This is a genomic window from Winogradskyella sp. MH6 (assembly GCF_022810765.1).
GTDB lineage: Bacteria > Bacteroidota > Bacteroidia > Flavobacteriales > Flavobacteriaceae > Winogradskyella.
Map to the genome: position 1 here is coordinate 1330260 of NZ_CP094494.1, position 18730 is coordinate 1348989.

Below are 18730 nucleotides of genomic sequence, written 5' to 3' on the forward strand. Positions count from 1 at the left end.
GATGTAGATTCTTACAAATGGTTGCGTTAAGATATACAAAAGATTGTAAATTTGAGATTAAGATTTATGATACATGAAACTTTACCTAGTACCAACACCTATAGGAAACCTTAAGGATATCACTTTTAGAGCGATTGAAGTTTTAAAAGAAGCAGATTTAATACTTGCTGAAGATACCAGAACTTCAGGAAAGCTTTTAAAGCATTTTGAGATTTCCACACATATGCAAAGCCACCATATGCACAATGAGCATAAAACGGTGGATCACTTAATCGAGAAACTAAAATCGGGAATGACAATTGCTGTGATTAGTGACGCTGGTACACCTGCGATTTCCGACCCAGGGTTTTTATTAGTTAGAGCCTGTGTAGAAAACAATATTGAAGTTGAATGTTTGCCAGGCGCTACAGCCTTTGTGCCAGCATTGGTAAATAGTGGTTTACCAAATGATAAGTTTGTGTTTGAAGGCTTTTTACCTGTTAAAAAAGGTCGCCAAACTAGACTGTTACTTTTAGCAGAAGAAACCCGAACCATGATTTTTTACGAAAGTCCACATAAGTTAGTTAAGACTTTAGGACATTTTTGTGAGTATTTTGGCGAAGACAGACCAGTTTCCGTATCCAGAGAGCTTACCAAACTTTATGAAGAAACTGTGAGAGGAACAGCTAAGGAAGTTTTAGAACATTACACCAATAAGCCGCCAAAAGGTGAGATTGTTGTTGTGGTTGGTGGGAAGAAATAGAAATTGTGATTTAGATTGGAGGATATTAGTGTAAAATCTAATCCAATAACTTTTTCATTTCATTTACTTTATCGCTATCCTTTAAAGCACTATATATATTAATGAGGGAGTTTATAGCATCTTTTTTTAAATTTCCATTTATACTCATAACTTTTTCATAGTATGGTATAGCGGATTCTAATAATTTTTTTCTCTTAAGCTTTAGCTTTTCGTATTCTAAATCATCAGATTCTGTTGTTCCTAAATTGTTCATTTCTTCAACAATAATTTGGTCTAGGCTTACCATCAAAGTTGCCATATTGAAATTTGCATTTTCATTTTCAGGGTATGTGTCGATTGCCTTTTTATAAAGCTTTGTTGCCTCTACATAATTTTCTTTATTGTTTTCTATAAGGCCTAGGTTGTAATAAAATTCAGATTCAAACAGAGTAAAATTTGAATCTATTTCATTGGGTTTGTTCAGTTTCATGTAATCAATAAAATCAAAAACATATTTTCTAGTGTTTTCTTTAAAAATACTTGAACGAAATATATGAGAATACAACTCATCTTTTTTGTTAAAAGAGCTTAAATCACCTTTAGCTACAGTTATTAAAATTGAGATGGCTTTATCAAGATTTTCATCAACGCCTTTTCCAAGTTTATACATTAAACCAACATTATACATGGCTTGAACATTACCAAGATCAGAAAGTTTTTTTAAGTAAGTAAAAGCTATGTTATCATTTTGATCGACTCCTATTCCGTTAAGGTACATATGGGCTAGATAGTTTAATGCTTTGATGTTGTTTTGAGCTTCTGATTTTTTGAACCATTCAAGTGCTTTGGTGTAGTTTTGTTGAACATAAATGCCTTCTGCATACATATAGCCTATAGCATATTGTCCTCTTGAGTTTCCCATTTCGGCAGCTTTCTTAAAGAACAAAAAAGCTTTTTCATTGGATTGATTGACTCCATTTCCTTTATAATAGTCATTTCCAGATTGATAATAACCATTAGCAGATAATGAGTCTGTAAGTTTTGAGGCGACACTATTAGTTTCTTGTGCGTTTATAGTGTAAACTGAAAGAAATAGGAAAAGTAAGGTTAAAAAAGATGAAATAAGTTTCATAAATATTTTATGTTTTTTATTTTTTCAATATTCCGAACACTTTCAAATATGAGTATTAATTTATGAGTTATAAAGCTAAGCAGATATTTAATGCGTTTCTAGTCTTTTTCAAAAATGCTAGCTCATCTAAAAGATTAAATAGTTGTCTATCATAAATATACAAAAAAACCTCACCATTTCTGATGAGTTTTTTCAACTTAAAATATTTGAGAAATTAAGCCATATTAATCTTTAATCTCAACTGTATTTCCTGAGATCCAGGTTTTGTTTTCATCTCCATAGTAAAGATAAGCAGTACTTGCAGGTGCTTGATAGTGGCCAGCAATATCAGCTTTTAAGTCGAGCCTAATATTTTTGGTTTCTGAAGCTTTAAATTCTCGCCAGTAAAACACTAAATAATTATCAAAAATCTCATAAAAAGCCACCTTATTTTCTTCTAAAATCTTTTTTAATTGCCATGGTTGAGCTGTTGTTCCAGAAGGTATACCAACAATTGTGGTGACCATGCCTAAGGGTTCTTCGTTGGTGTTTGCCACAGATATATTAAAACTTACATTATCGCCAACCGAGTGGTTTTGTCCAGTAATTGTTGTTTCTAGTTGTAAAGGACAAGCCTTTGAACTATCTGGTAAAGTGCTATCCCAATTTACATTCAAAGTATAAGGAAATGTTGTCTTTGGGTTATTAAACTTAACTGCAATAGTCTGTTTTCCTTGTTTTAGATAGTTTTCAAAACCGTTAATGGTGATTTTTCCATCGCCTGAAAGTTCTAATTTTTTAGTTATCGATTTACCATTTACTACTAGAGTGATGTCATCGTTTTCCTCAAGTATTTTTTGCTTTTGACTTTTCGTGTAATTAATCAGAGCTTTAAGGGCCATTGCAGTTGCTTGTGTAGAGCCAAAACGGTTGTGTTTACGTTGTTTAATGAGATAATCTACACCTTCTGTTACGAGCACTGTATTTTCGTTTTTCTCGTCCATTAAAGCTAATACTGTAAGTGCTACGGTTTCTATCTGTTTTGAGTTACCGTAAGATCTGGTAATTGTATTTTCTACAGGTATTTTATCAAAACCATACTCCTCAATATTTGCTTTTATTTTGGCTAAAAGTGTTTTAAAGTTCTCTTCTTTATTGAGGTTATGACTTGCCATGGCTAGTAATGCCATTTTATAAGTATCATTACTTTTTATAGCATCTGCATAGGCTGTGTTATACTCTAGCATATAATCTGCATTGACACCAGATTCGCTTAATGCATAGACAATGTAAGCATTGGCAACATCTGTTGGTGAACTAGCAAAACTATCATAGCCTTTTTTACTTTTTTTGAAACCACCTTTACCGTCTTTTCGGCTTATTAACCAATCTACAGTTCTGGAAATCATTTTGTCGCTTACACCATCGTATACTTCTTTCATTTCGGTAAATTCCAAAATTCCATAAGCGGTTAAGGTTTCGTGTGGTGGAGTATGACCAAACCATTCAAAACCACCTTCAGAAGTTTCAAAACCAATAAGCCTTTTGTAGCCTTGCTTTATAAAATCTAGAGCTTTAGCTTCAATTTCAGGATTGCTTTTGCCAGCTTCTTTCAGGTATTTTAAGACCATAATATTAGGATATGTTGAAGATGATGTTTGCTCAAAACACCCGTAAGGCTGACGGATTAAAGACTCAATACCATCCATAACATCACCTACAATGTCTGTATAAATATTAAATTCTGTAGTAACGCTATTTTTAACAGCGTGGTTAATTTCAAAGTCAAACGTTTGAGTTTCTGAACCAGACAATGATAAAGAAGTTGGAAAATAAGGGCTTAAAATTGTTACCTTTTTCTTGATGATATCCTTATAATCTTCAGATTCAGCCAGAATGGAAATGTCTAAGTCCTTACCCTTTTCAAGAGGTATAACTTTTATGGTTTTGGTCACAGCGTCATTAGCGTCGACGATTAGTTTTTCGTCAATAGACGATACCAACTTTAAATGTTCAGGCAATAGAAACTTTAAATTAGTTTCCATGGCTTTCTCAGTTTCATTTGTAATGGTAATTGCTAATGAAATGGTATCATTCAGCACCATGTAATTAGGTGTTTTAATGTCTATGTTCAATAATTTCTTGGTAGCGTATAATTTATCAGCTTTGCCTACAAGGCCATTATAACCAATGCCTTCAGCAGAAATTTTAAACGATGTTACAGCATCAGAATTATAAAATTCAATTTCGGCAATACCATCAGCATTGGTTTGTACCACAGGATTCCAGTATATGGTTTGTCTAAAATCGGTACGCTCTTCTGGTAGATTTTTTCCTTCATAGATTGGCATGTAGAAACTTCTTGGAGTGTCCATGTGGTTTCGATTATAGTGATAAAATTGCTTTACAGCATAGTTTTTATAATCTCTGTTATTTAATCGTTTTACTGCTCCACTACTGTTTGGATATTTTCCGTGTTTTGTATTTATAAGAATAACACCATTAGAGCCTCTGCTACCATAAATGCTAGTTGCAGCAGCATCTTTTAGAACCGTTACACTGTTTACTTGCTGAGGGTTGATGTCGCTCAAAGCAGACTTATCATAAGGCACACCATCTACCACAACAAGAGGTTCGTTATTACCAGACATACTGCCAATGCCTCTGATTCTAACCGTTGCAGTACTACCTGGTTGTCCGCTACCATTTATTATGTTAACACCAGCCACTTCGCCAGCCAAAGCATTCATTACAGAATTACCGTTGGATGCAATTTCTTCTCGCGAAATCACAGTCACAGAACCTGTAACGGTTTCTTTACTTGTGGTACCATAACCCACAACCACAACTTCATCTAAACCGTTTTCACTTTCTTGTAAGCCAACAGATATTTGTGCTTTTTGTTTAATAGCCTTTTGTAGCGGTTTTTCATTTTTATCAAATGATTTAACCTTTTCTTTATTTTCTATGTTTTTAGTTGATGTTTGGCTGTAATAGCTTCCTTTTTTTAAGTGTGTTTCTTTAATAGTAACACGTTCTCCATTGTCTTTATAGGCCAATAAAGTCAAGTGATAATTATTGTTGAATTTAAAAGCGAAAGAACCATCTTCTTCGGTGTCAAAAACCAAAACTTTATTACCATCTCTATCAAAAAGCAGTAAATGTGCTTGGGTTGGTTTCTCTTTTTTGTTGAGCACAACACCAGTTTGTATAGCACTCTGTTCTGGTAGGTATTGTGCATTCTCCTTAGTAACGGTAGGAGCATTGATATAGTCTCGCCAACCATGAGTTAGCATTACATAATCTATTGCTTTTTTTGATTTTGGCTCTTTTGGATTCAAGTAAAAATCTGGCTTATGAATTTTTCCTTTCAGTTCAGAAGACACCAATAAATAAGATAAAATATGGTCTTGCTTGTCGTCAGCAAAGGACAGTAATTTATTATCTGCAACGGCTAATGATAAGTTTGCAGGAATAGGATTCTGCTTTTCATCATATGTTTTTATAGTAAGTTTTACTTTTTCTCTGGTATTATATTGGTTCTTATCTAGGCTGAGGTCTACATGAAGTTTTTTGTGAGGATTTAGAAATACTAAACGCTCTGCGAATGTACTACCATATTCATTTTTTAAACTGAATTTGGTAATGCCCATAGGATATTCTGAAGTGTTTAAACTTATATTTTTTTTGAGACCGATTTCCTTTTTTAAGAGCAATGTGTTTGCATTAGAAACTTCAAGAAATAAAGGTGTGCTATAAGTTGAAAAAACATCTAAATTGGTGGATAGACTATCAGTTGTAACAGAAAACCGAACACCATTTTCATGCACTTTTGGTAGCTGAATTAATTCCTCAGAACTGAAAGGTTCTGTGATTTTAGCATAGTATACCTCGTCCTTAATTGGGTTAAAATTGAAGCTTCCCATGCCATCATGAAAACTTTCAAAAGTTGAAATGGTTTCTCCTTGTGCATTAACAATATCGCCTTGGAGATCTACAGGTTTTCCAAATTCATTAAGGGCTTTAAAAGCAACTTTATTTAAAGTGCCTGCTACAATTTTGCCACTTTCTGGTAAAAACTGAAGATCAATAGTGTTTAAAACCACAGGAACAGCTCTTGAGATAGATTCTGTAGTGCCTTTGTGATATACCAAAGCGTTTAAAACCACATCAATGGACTCTAAGTTTTCTGGTAATGTAAAGCTGGGTTTGGCTTTACCGTCTTTGTCTGTAACCACAACATCATTTATAATGTCTGTGCCTTTTACACTCACTTTATATGTAACTTCAGTATGGGATAAAGGTTGATTTTTTAAATCCTTAACTTCAAGATTTGCGATAACCTCAGAGGATTTTCCGTACCCTTCTTTTTCGAATTTTAAATTAAGTAACAGCTTAGGTTTTACCACTTTTTGAATAGTGATTTTTTTGGTAAAAAATGAATCTTCACCATAATTACGCATCCAATTGGTGTAGCATTTTAAAGTGTAAATGCCACCAACCCAATCCGAGCTTATATCAAAATTTCCGTAAGCATATCCTTGTTTCACATTAAGATTTAAGGATGTTACAACAGCGCCTTTAGGCGAAATTAATTCCGCATGCATTACATCACTGATGGTCGTAATAGTATTGTCTGTATCGACGATGTAAGATTTAAACCAAATGGTTTCTCCAGGAAAATAGAATGGTCTGTCCGTTTGTGTGTATATCTTCTCTAATGGATTATTAAATGCTTCAAAAGCTTTATAGGACAGCAACGTGAAGAAGCAAAGTCCGGCAATTACCAAAAGTTTGGTGTTTTGTATAAGTTTTTTCATAGTATTTATATTTTTAAGTTGACTTTTAACCCAACTTCACTCATTAAAGGAGTATTGAAAAAGTTAAGATTATGTCCAGAATTGGTATCAAAAAGTGATGAATAAGGAGATGCTCCTCTGTATTTTGTAAATGTGATGAGGTTATGAGCGTAAAGTCCTATTTCAACTTGCCTGAAAAAATCATAATTACTTTTAGCAAAATCATAAGAGAGCTCAATGGTTCTTAAGTTAAGATAGCCAGCATCTTCAATAGCTTCTTCTGCAACACCACTGAAGCCGTAGCGTACAAAGCGGTTATTTTCAATACCATCTTCAGGATTATAAAAATCTACAGGAATTGTATTGGTATTGCCTTGTGTGTTTACACCATTAAAAACATAATTTGTAATGTTTCTTTGATCTGCAGATTGTCGTGATCTGCCAAAATAGTTAAGTACATTTTGAGTACCATTCCATGTATCTCCACCCTTTTGGTAGTCTAACGTGAAATGGAATTTTAATTTCTTCCAGGTAAAACGATTAGAAAAGCCAAGTGTAAAATCTGGTACAGGATTACCAATAATTTGTTGTTCTGTATCTACAATTGGGTAGCCATTGCCATCTATAATGATATTGTTTTGAGTGTCTCTTGCAAAAGCAGTTCCTACAATAACACCAGCAGGTTGGCCAACGATTAAATTTTTAGACACATTTTGAAAACCTGCAATTGGTACACGCTCTTCATTATTGTATAGTTTGGTAACCTTATTTTGGTTTGTCATAAAGCTTAGTCTGCTATTCCAACGCACAGAGCCAAACCTTTCAGAAACATCTAATTGCAGCTCTAGACCTTTATTGGTAATATCTGCAATATTTTGAAGTTGAAATTGATTGCCTTCCAAAACAGGGAACATACTTCCTTTGGTTTTTGAGCCAAAATAGCTTGCAGTAAAATCCCAATAAGCATCCCATAAATAAAAGTCTAAATCGAGATTAAAAGAATAATCGTGTCGCTCTTCTAAATCTAAGTCTTCGTTTATAAATAAGTCAATGTTACTAGTGTAGCCAAGACTTTCTGAAGGTAATAACTGCAGACTGTTGTGACTTTGATTGTTGTAAAAAAGAGGCATTTCATTAACATCAAAAGCACTTGTTGCGCTAAGCGAAAAATCGTAAAAATCATAGATGTCTAAAATATCTGCTAAATCAACTTTTATAATAGATGAAGGTAATAGCAATTTGTTTTTCTGAATGGAAGATATATATGAAGTATTACTAAATATAATTTTAGAGTGTCTCTTGTATTCTAGAGCAACAGACTGATGTGGTCGCAGCACATTTCTATTAATGCGATTAGAGATTTCAGTGGTGTTATTTGGATTTGAAAATGTAAGGGCATCAAAACCCTCAGATTCTTTGAATGTATAATCTAATTGCTCATTTTTAAATCTAGTAATGGAACGTACATCTATGGAAAAATCTCCTAAGTATTTATCATAGTGCAAGTCTAGCATAGCATTGAAGCTATTGTTTTTTATGGTTTTGTTGCTTAGATAACCGTTTTCAAAACCTACAGTATTGGTAAACAAGCCAAATTTTTGTTCGTTTTCCGCTGTTTTATAGCTTAGTTGACTTCCTATTGAAAAGTCATCACCAATATTTATGTCATTTTCTAGGTTGGCTACAAATAAGGTGTTAGCATCATAGTTTTTATGGTTAAACAGCCATTCAGGATTGTTGTAGTTGGTTGGGCTAAAACTGCGTTGTGTATTGTCTGGTAAAACGCTGCCTTGACCATTATTAAAAGACACAGGTGTTACCCATGAATTTAAAAGGAGGTTATTTCTAAATCCATTAATGTTAGGTTGGTTGTTTTTCCAGTGGCTGTATTTAATAAATGATTTCCAACTTAGTTCTTCACTGTTACGATTAAGGGTTTTAAAGTTTAGTACAAGATTGTTATTTATTTTTTGTGCTCTACCAAAAATATCTTCAGTGTTTTTATGACTAAAGTCAAGTCCTGTAGTCCATTCATCTGTATCAACATCAAAATACACATTGGTAAATCTACTAATGGCAGTATTTAACACGCTATTGTTGTACTGCTTAGAGCTAACTCCATTTCCATTGCCTTGCGTAACCAGTCTGCCGTTGTTGTCGTATATATAATTACTTCCATCAAACTCTAAAGTATTTAGGTTTGGTCCATAAGAAAAGATGCTTCCTGTTTCTGGCCCTAAAAAAGCAATAGATCCATTTTCGGTGGCTCCTTGGCTGTAGGAAGATTGTAACTTTGGTAAGTTACTTTCCTTAACAAACTGAAAGCTTAAGTTAGATTTTACTCCAACCTGAAAATAAATATCTGGATTAAAATAGGTTAGGTTAACATGTTCTGGGTCCAGTTGAATGTCTTTAATTCTATGCAAAGCGTTATAGTTACCTTTTTTGTTGTAGCTATGTTTTGAATTTGCTATGGAAGGTATTTTAAAACGTTCTTTTTTTTTGTTTTTTAAAGCTTCACTATAAGCGTCAGTTTCAATAGGTTTTACTTTTACTCGCTTAACCGCTGTTTTTTGTATGGCTCCGAACATATCAGCTGTCACTGTAATTTCCTTTGGATCCATACCAACATAGCTAATAACTATAACATCACCTACGTTACATTTTATACTGTAATTTCCATCAAAATCGGTTTGTACTCCATTGGTTGTTCCTTTAACAAATATATTTGCTCCAGGAAGTGGTAATCCGTCTGATGAAGTGGTGAGTGTTCCTGTTACCGTTCCTTCTTGAGCGAAACAGAACACTGGGAATAATATGAGCAATACGAATATTTTGAATGTAATTTTATTCATAGTTGTGTGTGTTGGTTGATTTCAAATGTATAATCAACTTCATTGGTTAGAAATAAGGAATGAGTGAAATGCCCAAATGAATGAGTAAAGTGAGTAAAACAAAAAACCTCACCATTTCTGATGAGGATTGAATCTAATATGTCTAAAAATCTAGTAATCTATAGGTCTAGTAAATACTTCCATCATGCTTCCCCTTTTCCCAGCCGTGTTTCCCTAAATATTGATCCGCACTTTCTACAGCTCCAGTTTCAATATCGGTTCCCATAGAGTCGTTCCAACGGTTGAGGTAACCAAAAAGTGAAATAACTCCAAGCATTTCCACAATTTCTCCTTCGTCCCAATGTTGGTATAAGCGTTCTTTTATTTCTGCATTCACAGTATTAGGCACTTGGCTAGCCGCCAAACTAAAATCTAAAGCAGCACGCTCAGCCTCATTAAATGCAGGATGCGTTTTGTATTCCCAAATATTATCGAGTTGTTCTTGTTCGGCACCATAACGTTCAGCTGCTCTAATGGCATGTGCCTGGCAGTATCTGCAACCTGTAGCGTTACTACTTACCCAAGCAATCATTCGCTTTAAAGCAGAAGTTACGCGACCTTCATTTGCCATTACAGCTTTATTCAAATTTATAAACGCTTTACTTATGGCAGGTCTGCGTTGCATGGTTAAGACTGAATTAGGGCAAAACCCTAAAGTTTCATTAAAGAATTCTGCTAATTCCTTGGTTTCTAAATCGTGCTCTGGAGATAACGGAGTTACTAGTGCCATAGTTATTTTTTTAGTGGTATTTTTGAATGTACAAGATAGCAGTTCTATAAATTAAACTAAAAGAAAATGGAACATAAAATAGTAACACATTGGCAAGGAGGACTAACATTTGAGTCAGACAATCCTAGTGGAAAAACTGTAATAATGGATACTAATATTGAAGGTCAAAATGAACGTTTTGGACTTTCGCCTAAAGCTATGATGTTGTCATCTTTAGCTGGTTGCTCTGGCTTAGATGTGATTTCTATCTTGAATAAAATGAATGAAAAGATAGATGATTTCAAAATTGAAGTTTCAGGTGAATTAACTGAAGAACACCCAAAGTTTTATCACTCTGTTAAGGTAGATTACCATTTTTATGGTTCAGATTTAAATAGGAAAAAATGTGAACGTGCTGTAAACCTATCAGTCGAAAAATATTGTGGAGTGATGGAGATGTTTAGACAATTTGCAGAAGTAGAAACCGAAATATTTTACCACGTAGGAACTAAGCACAATATGTAATCTTGTATGCGTTGGACCTTAAAACCAAAACCAGAACCTTCAAAAGTTCAAGCTTTAAAAAATGCACTTCAGGTTGATGAAGTCGTGGCAACATTATTGCTGCAACGTGGTATCGAAACCTTTGAAGAGGCTAAAACGTTTTTCAGACCAAGTTTTGAGGATTTACACGACCCATACCTCATGAAGGATATGGATAAGGCCGTCACACGCATAGAGCAAGCTATAGCAGAAGGTGAAAACATTTTGGTTTACGGAGATTATGATGTTGATGGTACTACTTCGGTGGCTTTAATGTCTTCCTATTTAAAAACCAGAACTGCAAATGTAGCCACATATATTCCAGATCGTTATGAAGAAGGTTATGGTGTGTCTTACCAAGGTATTGATTTTGCAGATGATAATGGTTTTAGCCTAATTATTGCTTTAGATTGTGGTATTAAAGCCATTGAAAAAGTAGCTTATGCTAAAGAAAAAGGCATTGACTTTATCATTTGCGATCACCACAGACCAGGAGACGAAATACCAGATGCAGTTGCGGTTTTAGATCCTAAACGAGACGATTGCGAATATCCTTTTAAAGAACTTTGTGGTTGTGGAGTCGGCTTTAAGTTAATCACTGCCATAGCCTTTAAACAAGGACAAACTGTCGAAGATTTAACCGAATATCTCGATTTGGTAGCCACAGCAATTGGTGCAGATATTGTACCTATTGTTGGCGAAAATAGAGCACTTGCTTATTTCGGTTTACAGGTTATAAATACCAATCCAAGACCAGGAATAAAGGCCATTATTGCTGAGGTAAAAAAAGAAGAATTATCCATTATCGATGTGGTTTTTATTGTAGCGCCACGTATTAATGCAGCAGGCAGAATGAAACATGGTAACCATGCTGTAACCTTATTAACCGAAACCGATTTCAATCTAGCAGCTAGTTATGCTGTAGATATCGATCAGTTTAATACAGACCGAAAGGAAACCGACAGACTTATCACCGAAGAAGCCTTACTTCAAATTGAAAAAAACAAAGAAAAAGACCGATTTACAACTGTTGTTTATGATGAAAATTGGCATAAAGGTGTCATAGGTATTGTTGCTTCTAGACTTACTGAGACCTATTACAGACCAACATTGGTATTTACAAAAAGTGGCGATAAGTTAGCTGCTTCAGCACGTTCCGTGAAAGGTTTTGATGTGTATAACGCATTAGAAGCTTGTAGAGAATTTATAGAGCAATTCGGAGGTCATAAATATGCTGCTGGTTTAACCTTGCTACCAGAAAACTATGAGGCGTTCAAAGCTAAATTTGAAGCGGTTGTAAAAGAAACCATAGACCCTAAACTTCTAACTCCAGAATTGAAAATCGATTTAGAGATTAACCTCAACCAGATTGATGATAAACTAATGCGGATTACTCGTCAGTTTGCTCCATTTGGACCTGGAAATATGACACCAGTCTTTATGACTCAAGGCATTCAAGATACAGGTTGGGGAAAATGTGTTGGTGAAGGAGATAAACATTTACGTTTTACAGGAATTCAACCCAACAGCAACTCTATTGTGTGCATTGGTTTTGGACTTGGCGATAAATTAGAATTGATAAAAGACAAAAAACCATTTGATGCTGCCTACACCATAGATGAAAATCATTGGAATGGTAATGTTAGTTTACAGTTGAAATTAAAGGATATTAAAGCATAAGATTTTGGCAAAAACAGATCCATACGCAGCACTCCGCTTTAAAGAATTCAACATCTTTCTTTTAGTAAGATTCGCTTTGGTTTTTGGCTGGTCCATGCAGTTTTTGGTTATTGAATGGCAAGTGTATGACATTACCAATTCAAAATTAAGTTTAGCTCTTATTGGTTTGTGTGAATTCATTCCAGCATTTTTCTTAGCGCCCTCTGCAGGTCATATTGTAGATAGAAAAGAAAAACGAAACCTTTTCATCCTCTGCATTACGTTGTTTTCTTTAATAAGTTTTGGCTTGTTTTGGTTAACCTCAGAGCAAGTTGAAGCCAATTGGAGTGCCAACAGCATTTTAATAGGTATTTACAGTTTAGTCTTTTTTGGTGGTGTTTTAAGAGCCTTTTTTGGACCTACTATTTTTTCATTAATTGCTCTAATTGTTCCAAAGTCAGCTTATCCTAATGCCGCAACTTGGAGTAGTAGTACGTGGAAAGGTGCTGCTGTTTTTGGTGCATTATGTGGTGGTTTTCTTATCGCATGGATTGGAGTGCACTATACCTTAGGAATTATTTTTGGCTTGGTGATGTTGGCTCTAGTGTTGGTTTTTCAAATTGGTAAAAAGCCTATTTTAAATAAAGCGATCAACGAATCCATGAAAGAAAGTTTAATATCTGGAATCAAGTTTGTGTTTAACGACAAGGTTATTCTAGGGGCACTAACATTAGATATGGTTGCTGTGTTATTTGGTGGAGCGGTTGCCATTTTTGCTGTGTTTGCAAAAGATGTTTTAGATGCAGGGCCTAAAGGCTTCGGGATTTTGAATGCAGCACTATCATCTGGAAGTATTATTACCATGGTAGCAACGACCTATATCCCAATCACGAAGAATACTGGTAAAAAATTGTTGACAGCCGTTTTTGGATTTGGTGTGTTTATGATCATTTTTGGGGCTTCAAAACTATTGTGGCTTAGCGTTATTGCATTGTTCTGTTCTGGTGTGTTTGATGGTATTTCTATGGTAGTTCGGCAAACCATACTTCAACTTAAAACTCCAGATCATATGCGAGGACGCGTAGGTGCTGTAAATTCTATGTTTGTGGGTTCTTCTAATGAACTTGGTGCGGTGGAAAGCGGTGTTGCAGCAAGAATATTTGGTGCGCCCTTAGCTGTTGTTCTTGGAGGTTCGGTTACGTTACTTGTTGTAGCTATAATGAGTTTAAAAAATAAACCACTTCGCGAACTCGATTTGCAACAAGATGTTGAAGAACATTACGATGAGGTTAAAAACTAGTATTCCTTCAACTCAAAAGTTTCTCCATCAAAAACACCATAAGTGTAATACTGAATCCAATCTCCTAGATTAATGTATTTTGAGCTGTCATTGAGCTCAATATCTAAAGGCAAATGTCTGTGACCGAAAATAAAATAGTCGCGATGCTTTTCTTCGAGTTTACGCTTACAATAAGCTACTAACCATTCTTTGTCTTCCCCTAGAAACTTAGCATCATCATCACCAGAAATCAGCTTATTTTTTACAGAAAAGTATTGTGCAATTCTTACGCCAATATCTGGATGTAACCATCTAAACAACCATTGAAAGAAAGGATTGGTAAAAACTTTCTTCATGCGTTTATAGCCTTTATCTTCTGGACCCAAACCATCTCCGTGACCAATAAAAAAAGAGGTATTATTGAAAGTGAATTCTTGTGGTTTATGAAAAACAGGAATATTCAATTCGTCTTCAAAATACCCATTCATCCACAAATCATGATTGCCAACAAAAAAATAAATTGGAATTCCTGAATCTGTGATTTCTGCCAATTTACCCAAAGTTCTGGTAAAACCTTTTGGGATAACGGTTTTGTATTCAAACCAAAAATCAAATAAATCTCCCATTAGAAAAATAGCAGCAGCATCTTTTTTTACTTCATCTAACCAAGCCACAAACTTTTTTTCACGAGGTCTAGACTTGTCACTCGTAGGAGCGCCAAGATGATTGTCTGAAGCAAAGTATATTTTTTTGCCTTTCGGGATTTCTATTTGAAATTTGTTTTCAGTCATAATTATGAGACCTTTCGACTGCGCTCAAGGTGACATTTCAAATTTATTCATTATCAGAAGCGTACCATTCTGCAAAACTGGTTGCTGTCTCTTGAAGTTTTAAGGAGTGTAATTTAATATTATCTGGTAAACGCTCTTTTATTTTTTCGGCAAAGTCGATCACCATCATTTCGCTTGTAGGTTGATAATCAACAAGTAATATATTATGACCTCTGTCTTGTAACTCTTTTGCCAATTCTACATGAGGTGTGTTTTTGTTAAAGACAGTTGCGTGATCAAAAACATCAACGATTTCTTCCTTTACAATTTTTTTTAGATCACCAAAATCGATGACCATTCCAAACTTAACATTGCTGTTATCTGAAATTGGTGTGCCAATAACCGTAACATCTAACCTATAGCTGTGCCCATGTACATTTTTGCATTTACCATCGTAGCCATAAAGTGCATGACCAGTTTCAAAAGAGAATTGTTTTGTAATTCGGATTTTACTCATTCTAATAAAATAATACTGCAAAGATATTATAAATGTAAAACGAAAGGGATTTTAGATTACATTTGCGCACTTTTTTAGAGATTTAAAATGAAAAAACACTTCTTTTTTTAGACTAAATTGGAAAGTCTATTTGAATCTATTCCGTTTTCAGAAAACCTTCTGTACGAGAATATTATAACAGATCTTACATCTAAACAGTATAGTATTATAGATAACTTTTTCACCAGTGAAGAGGTTTTGGCTTTGCGTCAATCTTTATTGCAAAAATATGAGGAAGATGCTTTCAAAAAATCTGCAATAGGCAATCGCACCAATGAGGTTATAAAAAAAGCTGTTCGTGGTGATATTATTCTTTGGATTGATGAAAACAACATAAATGCTTCTGAACAGTTGTTTTTCAATAAAATTAATGACCTCAAGGATTATTTAAATAGAACTTGTTTTTTGGGTATTAACCAAAAGGAATTTCATTACGCTATTTATCCTGAGGGGACATTTTACAAACGACACTTAGATACGTTTCAAAATGATGACAGACGCAAACTCTCGTTTGTTTGTTACCTTAATGAGGAAGACTGGAAACCAGAAAATGGAGGTGAACTCGTATTATATTTAGAAAAAGGAGAAGAAGTTGTCTATCCTTTTCCTGGCAAAGTGGTGATTTTTGAAAGCCAAATTTTAGAGCATGAAGTAAAACCTGTTAATACTCAAAGACTAAGTATTACAGGCTGGCTAAAAACCAGATAATTATCTGCGTTTACGGTTGTAGAAATAGGCTATAATTAGTACAATAGCTAATATTAAAAACAAGCCGTTTCCGCCTAAAAATTGAAGTATATCCATTTATTCGTCTTTTAATCTATTCTTGTTATATCTGTAAATTGCATAGGCAATAATCACTAATATCACAAAAGGCAGCATTGAGCCAATAAATACACCAATACCATAGTTGTCGTCTGGTGCATTTTCTAGCTTTTCTTCAATGTTGATTTCCTGTAAAAAAGAAATTAATAAGTTCATAAATAATGACGTTTATGCTAATCGACAATTATTGTCCAAATTTAAGTGTTTTGGACTAGTGTTTTAAATGTTTTTCTGAATTTTATGATTAACGGAAGTCCTCTGGCGATAATCCATAAGGTAAATGCAATGAAAATACCATGCAGTTTGTAATCTAAAGCATCAGTTACTAAAACAACAGGAATAAACACCAAAAGTGTTGAAAACAAGAGCACGTTTCTTAGGTATTGCATTTTTCCTAAGCCTTTAAAAACTCCATCAAAAATAAAGGCAAGTGCACATAAGGGCTGCATGGCAAGAATCATCCAAAACACGTTATTAAACGCTTCTAAAACAGCTTTATCATCTGAAAAAATAGAGCCAATAGGATAATAGAAAACGGCACCAATTAATCCAATAATTACACCGACCACAACACCATATTTTATAAGCTTATTACTAAGTTCTAAGAGTGTTTTATAGTCTTTAGCTCCAAATAGTTTTCCTGATAAAATATTACCAGCACTAGCATAACCATCAATAAGAAAAGCGCCCAAAAACCAAAGATTAATGGCTATGGTGTAAGCGGCAATATATGTAGTGCCATATTTTGTAGCAAAGCTTGTCCCAAAATACAAAGCCACGTTGAGTGCAATGGTTCTAATGAACAAGTTGACAATCATTAATATAAAGCGGTTAATTTCTTTATTGAAAGGAAATTTAACCAACAAAGGAATGTCTGTCTTTTTCAAGATGTAATAAGCAGATAAAAGTGCCATTATTACTTGTGCAATAACACTAGCGTAAGCAGCTCCTTTTATATGCATGGCTGGCACAAAACCTTCAATACCATAAACTAAAACGATGTCTAAAATAATATTAGCAACAGCTCCACTTATGGCAATAAGCATTGGATGGTATGTGTTTTGTAGACCTCTAAACGTCCCAAACACAGCAATTGTAAAGAGTGTAAAAGGAAACCCAAATACTCGAATTTGGTAATAATCTACACTGTAAGTTAATATTAAATCTGACGCATTATAGAGTTTAAAAATCTGAGCAGCTAAAGGATATGTTACAGCAATGATTAATAAGCTAAGCGATGTAATAATAAATATGGCTTGTGCAGGTAGGTTTTTTACTTCACTTAATTGATCTGCCCCTAAATATTGAGATACGATAGAAGAAATTGCACTACGTGTTTGTCCTAAAACCCAAATGAGCATAGATAAAAATGTGGTAACAATACCTACGGCAGCCAAGGATTCAGTTGCGTTTGAGTCCATATTACCAATGATCGCAGCATCGGTTAAGGACAAAATAGGCTCAGAAACACCAGAAATTAATGCTGGTATGGCTAGTTTGTTGATTTGTTTTAAAGTAATTTTTGTTGCGCTCAAAGTATTAACTCATAACAATGAAAAGGAAATTCACTTTGTTTAGGAAAGTAAATATCTCCCAATCGTTCGTAACCGCGAAGTTCGTAAAACTTTTGGTTTCTTTTGTTCTGTGAAAACGTATCTAATCGTATAGAGCTATAGTTGTTTTCTATAGCATAATTTTCGGCGAAACTCATAAGCAGCTGTGCGTAACCTTTACCTTGAAGTTTTGGATGCACAGCCAATCTGTGTATGTAAACATTGTTTTTGTTTTTTGTCAACCATTTTATAGGTTGGTATTCTTTATCCATAAAAGTTGAAATCACAATGCAACCCATAATTTCATTGTCAACTTCTAAAACAAAAAGTTCATTTCTTTCAACGTCATTTTCAAAAGCCAATCGGTTAGGATAGTGTTCATTCCATTGAAAAATACCGTGTTCTATCATGTAGGCTGCACATGCTTTGGTGATGTTTAGGATGGTGTCAATATCTTCTTTTACTGCTTTTCGAATCATTAATTATGATTACTTTTGTTTAAATTTTACTATGATGAAAACAATACTTGTTCCTGTTGGGTCTTCCAAAAATGCAAAATCGCATTTGCAATATGCTGTTGATTTTGCTAAAGCTTTTGGCGCAAAATTATATGTAGTTCAAATATATAATGTTTACACCAAAGCAGGAACTATGATAAAAGTAGATCATATTTTAGAGCGCGAATCTCAGGCCTTTTTAGAAGCTCATATTGCTTCAATTAACACGAGAGGAGTAGAGGTTGTCGCTAAAACTTTCAAAGGAAAATTAATAGATACTTTAGAGAAGGTTTGTAGTGCCTTAGATGTGGATTTAATTATATTAGAGCCTAGAACCAACTCTATTAAAGATGAGGTTTATTTGGGGAAAACATCAGGTAAAATTATAAAGCGCACACAAATACCTGCATTAATTGTACCTGAAGGATATGTATACAAACCTATTGTAAAGATGCTATTGGCCGTAAAATCGGCTGTCATTAAGCGTGAAGGAGTATTGAAGCCTATACATGATATCAAAGACCAATTTAAGGCAGTTCTTAATTTGCTATTAGTAAAAACGCCGTATCATAACCCTGAAGATTTTGAGGTTAATGATGAGCTAAAAGCAATGATAACTAATACAACAAAGGCAGAAAGCCCAACAACATTTCAGGCGGTTTTAGAACATTACAAAAACCACAGTCCTGATGTATTGTGTGTGGTAAGGCGCAAACGCGGTTTTTTCTCAAAACTTTGGGAAGATAATATTATCTTGAAAAAGGACTTTCATAGTTCAACGATACCAGTTTTGGTGTTGAGTGGACTTAAATAA

The 18730-nt window shown here is 34.3% G+C and carries 15 protein-coding genes; 6 read left to right on the plus strand and 9 right to left on the minus strand.

What is annotated here, in order from left to right:
* Positions 1-73 precede the first annotated feature (73 nt).
* A complete protein-coding gene (gene rsmI / locus MST30_RS05965; RefSeq protein WP_243473470.1) occupies positions 74-742 on the plus strand; it encodes a 16S rRNA (cytidine(1402)-2'-O)-methyltransferase in 669 nt (222 codons plus the stop codon).
* A 37-nt stretch (positions 743-779) separates the two neighbouring features.
* Here the strand turns inward: rsmI and MST30_RS05970 are convergent, their stop codons facing one another.
* The 4 genes from MST30_RS05970 to MST30_RS05985 form a co-directional block, all read right to left on the minus strand.
* Positions 780-1853 (minus strand): SEL1-like repeat protein, encoded by a 1074-nt coding sequence (locus tag MST30_RS05970; RefSeq protein ID WP_243473471.1) that lies wholly within the window; start codon positions 1851-1853, stop codon positions 780-782.
* Positions 1854-2077: 224 nt separating this feature from the next.
* Entirely contained in the window at positions 2078-6652 is a 4575-nt protein-coding gene (locus MST30_RS05975) for a TonB-dependent receptor plug domain-containing protein (RefSeq protein WP_243473472.1), read from the minus strand.
* 5 nt (positions 6653-6657) lie between these two features.
* Positions 6658-9486: a carboxypeptidase-like regulatory domain-containing protein gene (locus tag MST30_RS05980; RefSeq protein ID WP_243473473.1), complete on the minus strand. Its 2829-nt coding sequence runs from the start codon at positions 9484-9486 to the stop codon at positions 6658-6660.
* Positions 9487-9652: 166 nt separating this feature from the next.
* On the minus strand, positions 9653-10255 hold the full coding sequence (locus MST30_RS05985; protein ID WP_243473474.1) for a carboxymuconolactone decarboxylase family protein: 603 nt from the start codon (positions 10253-10255) through the stop codon (positions 9653-9655).
* 66 nt (positions 10256-10321) lie between these two features.
* Between MST30_RS05985 and MST30_RS05990 the strand changes: the two genes are divergently transcribed.
* From MST30_RS05990 to MST30_RS06000, 3 genes are read left to right on the plus strand one after another with little or no spacing between them, the layout of a single operon-like run.
* On the plus strand, positions 10322-10759 hold the full coding sequence (locus MST30_RS05990; RefSeq protein WP_243473475.1) for an OsmC family protein: 438 nt from the start codon (positions 10322-10324) through the stop codon (positions 10757-10759).
* A gap of 6 nt (positions 10760-10765) precedes the next feature.
* Positions 10766-12457 carry a single-stranded-DNA-specific exonuclease RecJ gene (gene recJ, locus MST30_RS05995; protein ID WP_243473476.1) on the plus strand — a complete coding sequence of 564 codons (1692 nt, stop codon included), beginning with the start codon at positions 10766-10768 and terminating at the stop codon, positions 12455-12457.
* A gap of 4 nt (positions 12458-12461) precedes the next feature.
* Positions 12462-13736, plus strand: coding sequence for an MFS transporter (locus MST30_RS06000; protein WP_243473477.1), 1275 nt, complete (start codon positions 12462-12464; stop codon positions 13734-13736).
* On the opposite strand, the gene MST30_RS06005 is transcribed toward MST30_RS06000, so the two are convergent.
* Together MST30_RS06005 and MST30_RS06010 are read right to left on the minus strand one after the other, a co-directional pair.
* Positions 13733-14485, minus strand: a complete 753-nt coding sequence (locus MST30_RS06005; protein ID WP_243473861.1) for a UDP-2,3-diacylglucosamine diphosphatase — start codon at positions 14483-14485, stop codon at positions 13733-13735. The genes MST30_RS06000 and MST30_RS06005 overlap by 4 nt on opposite strands.
* Before the next feature lie 64 nt (positions 14486-14549).
* Positions 14550-15002: a 6-pyruvoyl trahydropterin synthase family protein gene (locus tag MST30_RS06010; RefSeq protein WP_243473478.1), complete on the minus strand. Its 453-nt coding sequence runs from the start codon at positions 15000-15002 to the stop codon at positions 14550-14552.
* Positions 15003-15119: 117 nt separating this feature from the next.
* On the opposite strand from MST30_RS06010, the gene MST30_RS06015 reads away from it, so the two are divergent.
* Positions 15120-15749, plus strand: coding sequence for a 2OG-Fe(II) oxygenase (locus MST30_RS06015; RefSeq protein WP_243473479.1), 630 nt, complete (start codon positions 15120-15122; stop codon positions 15747-15749).
* A 96-nt stretch (positions 15750-15845) separates the two neighbouring features.
* Here the strand turns inward: MST30_RS06015 and MST30_RS06020 are convergent, their stop codons facing one another.
* From MST30_RS06020 to MST30_RS06030, 3 genes are read right to left on the minus strand one after another with little or no spacing between them, the layout of a single operon-like run.
* Positions 15846-16022 carry a hypothetical protein gene (locus MST30_RS06020; RefSeq protein ID WP_243473480.1) on the minus strand — a complete coding sequence of 59 codons (177 nt, stop codon included), beginning with the start codon at positions 16020-16022 and terminating at the stop codon, positions 15846-15848.
* A 41-nt stretch (positions 16023-16063) separates the two neighbouring features.
* Positions 16064-17401, minus strand: a complete 1338-nt coding sequence (locus MST30_RS06025; protein WP_243473481.1) for an MATE family efflux transporter — start codon at positions 17399-17401, stop codon at positions 16064-16066.
* Complete coding sequence (locus MST30_RS06030) at positions 17398-17898, minus strand: GNAT family N-acetyltransferase (protein WP_243473482.1); 501 nt, start codon at positions 17896-17898, stop codon at positions 17398-17400. The genes MST30_RS06025 and MST30_RS06030 overlap by 4 nt, the downstream gene beginning before the upstream one ends.
* Positions 17899-17929: 31 nt before the next feature.
* Between MST30_RS06030 and MST30_RS06035 the strand changes: the two genes are divergently transcribed.
* On the plus strand, positions 17930-18730 hold the full coding sequence (locus tag MST30_RS06035) for a universal stress protein (RefSeq protein WP_243473483.1): 801 nt from the start codon (positions 17930-17932) through the stop codon (positions 18728-18730).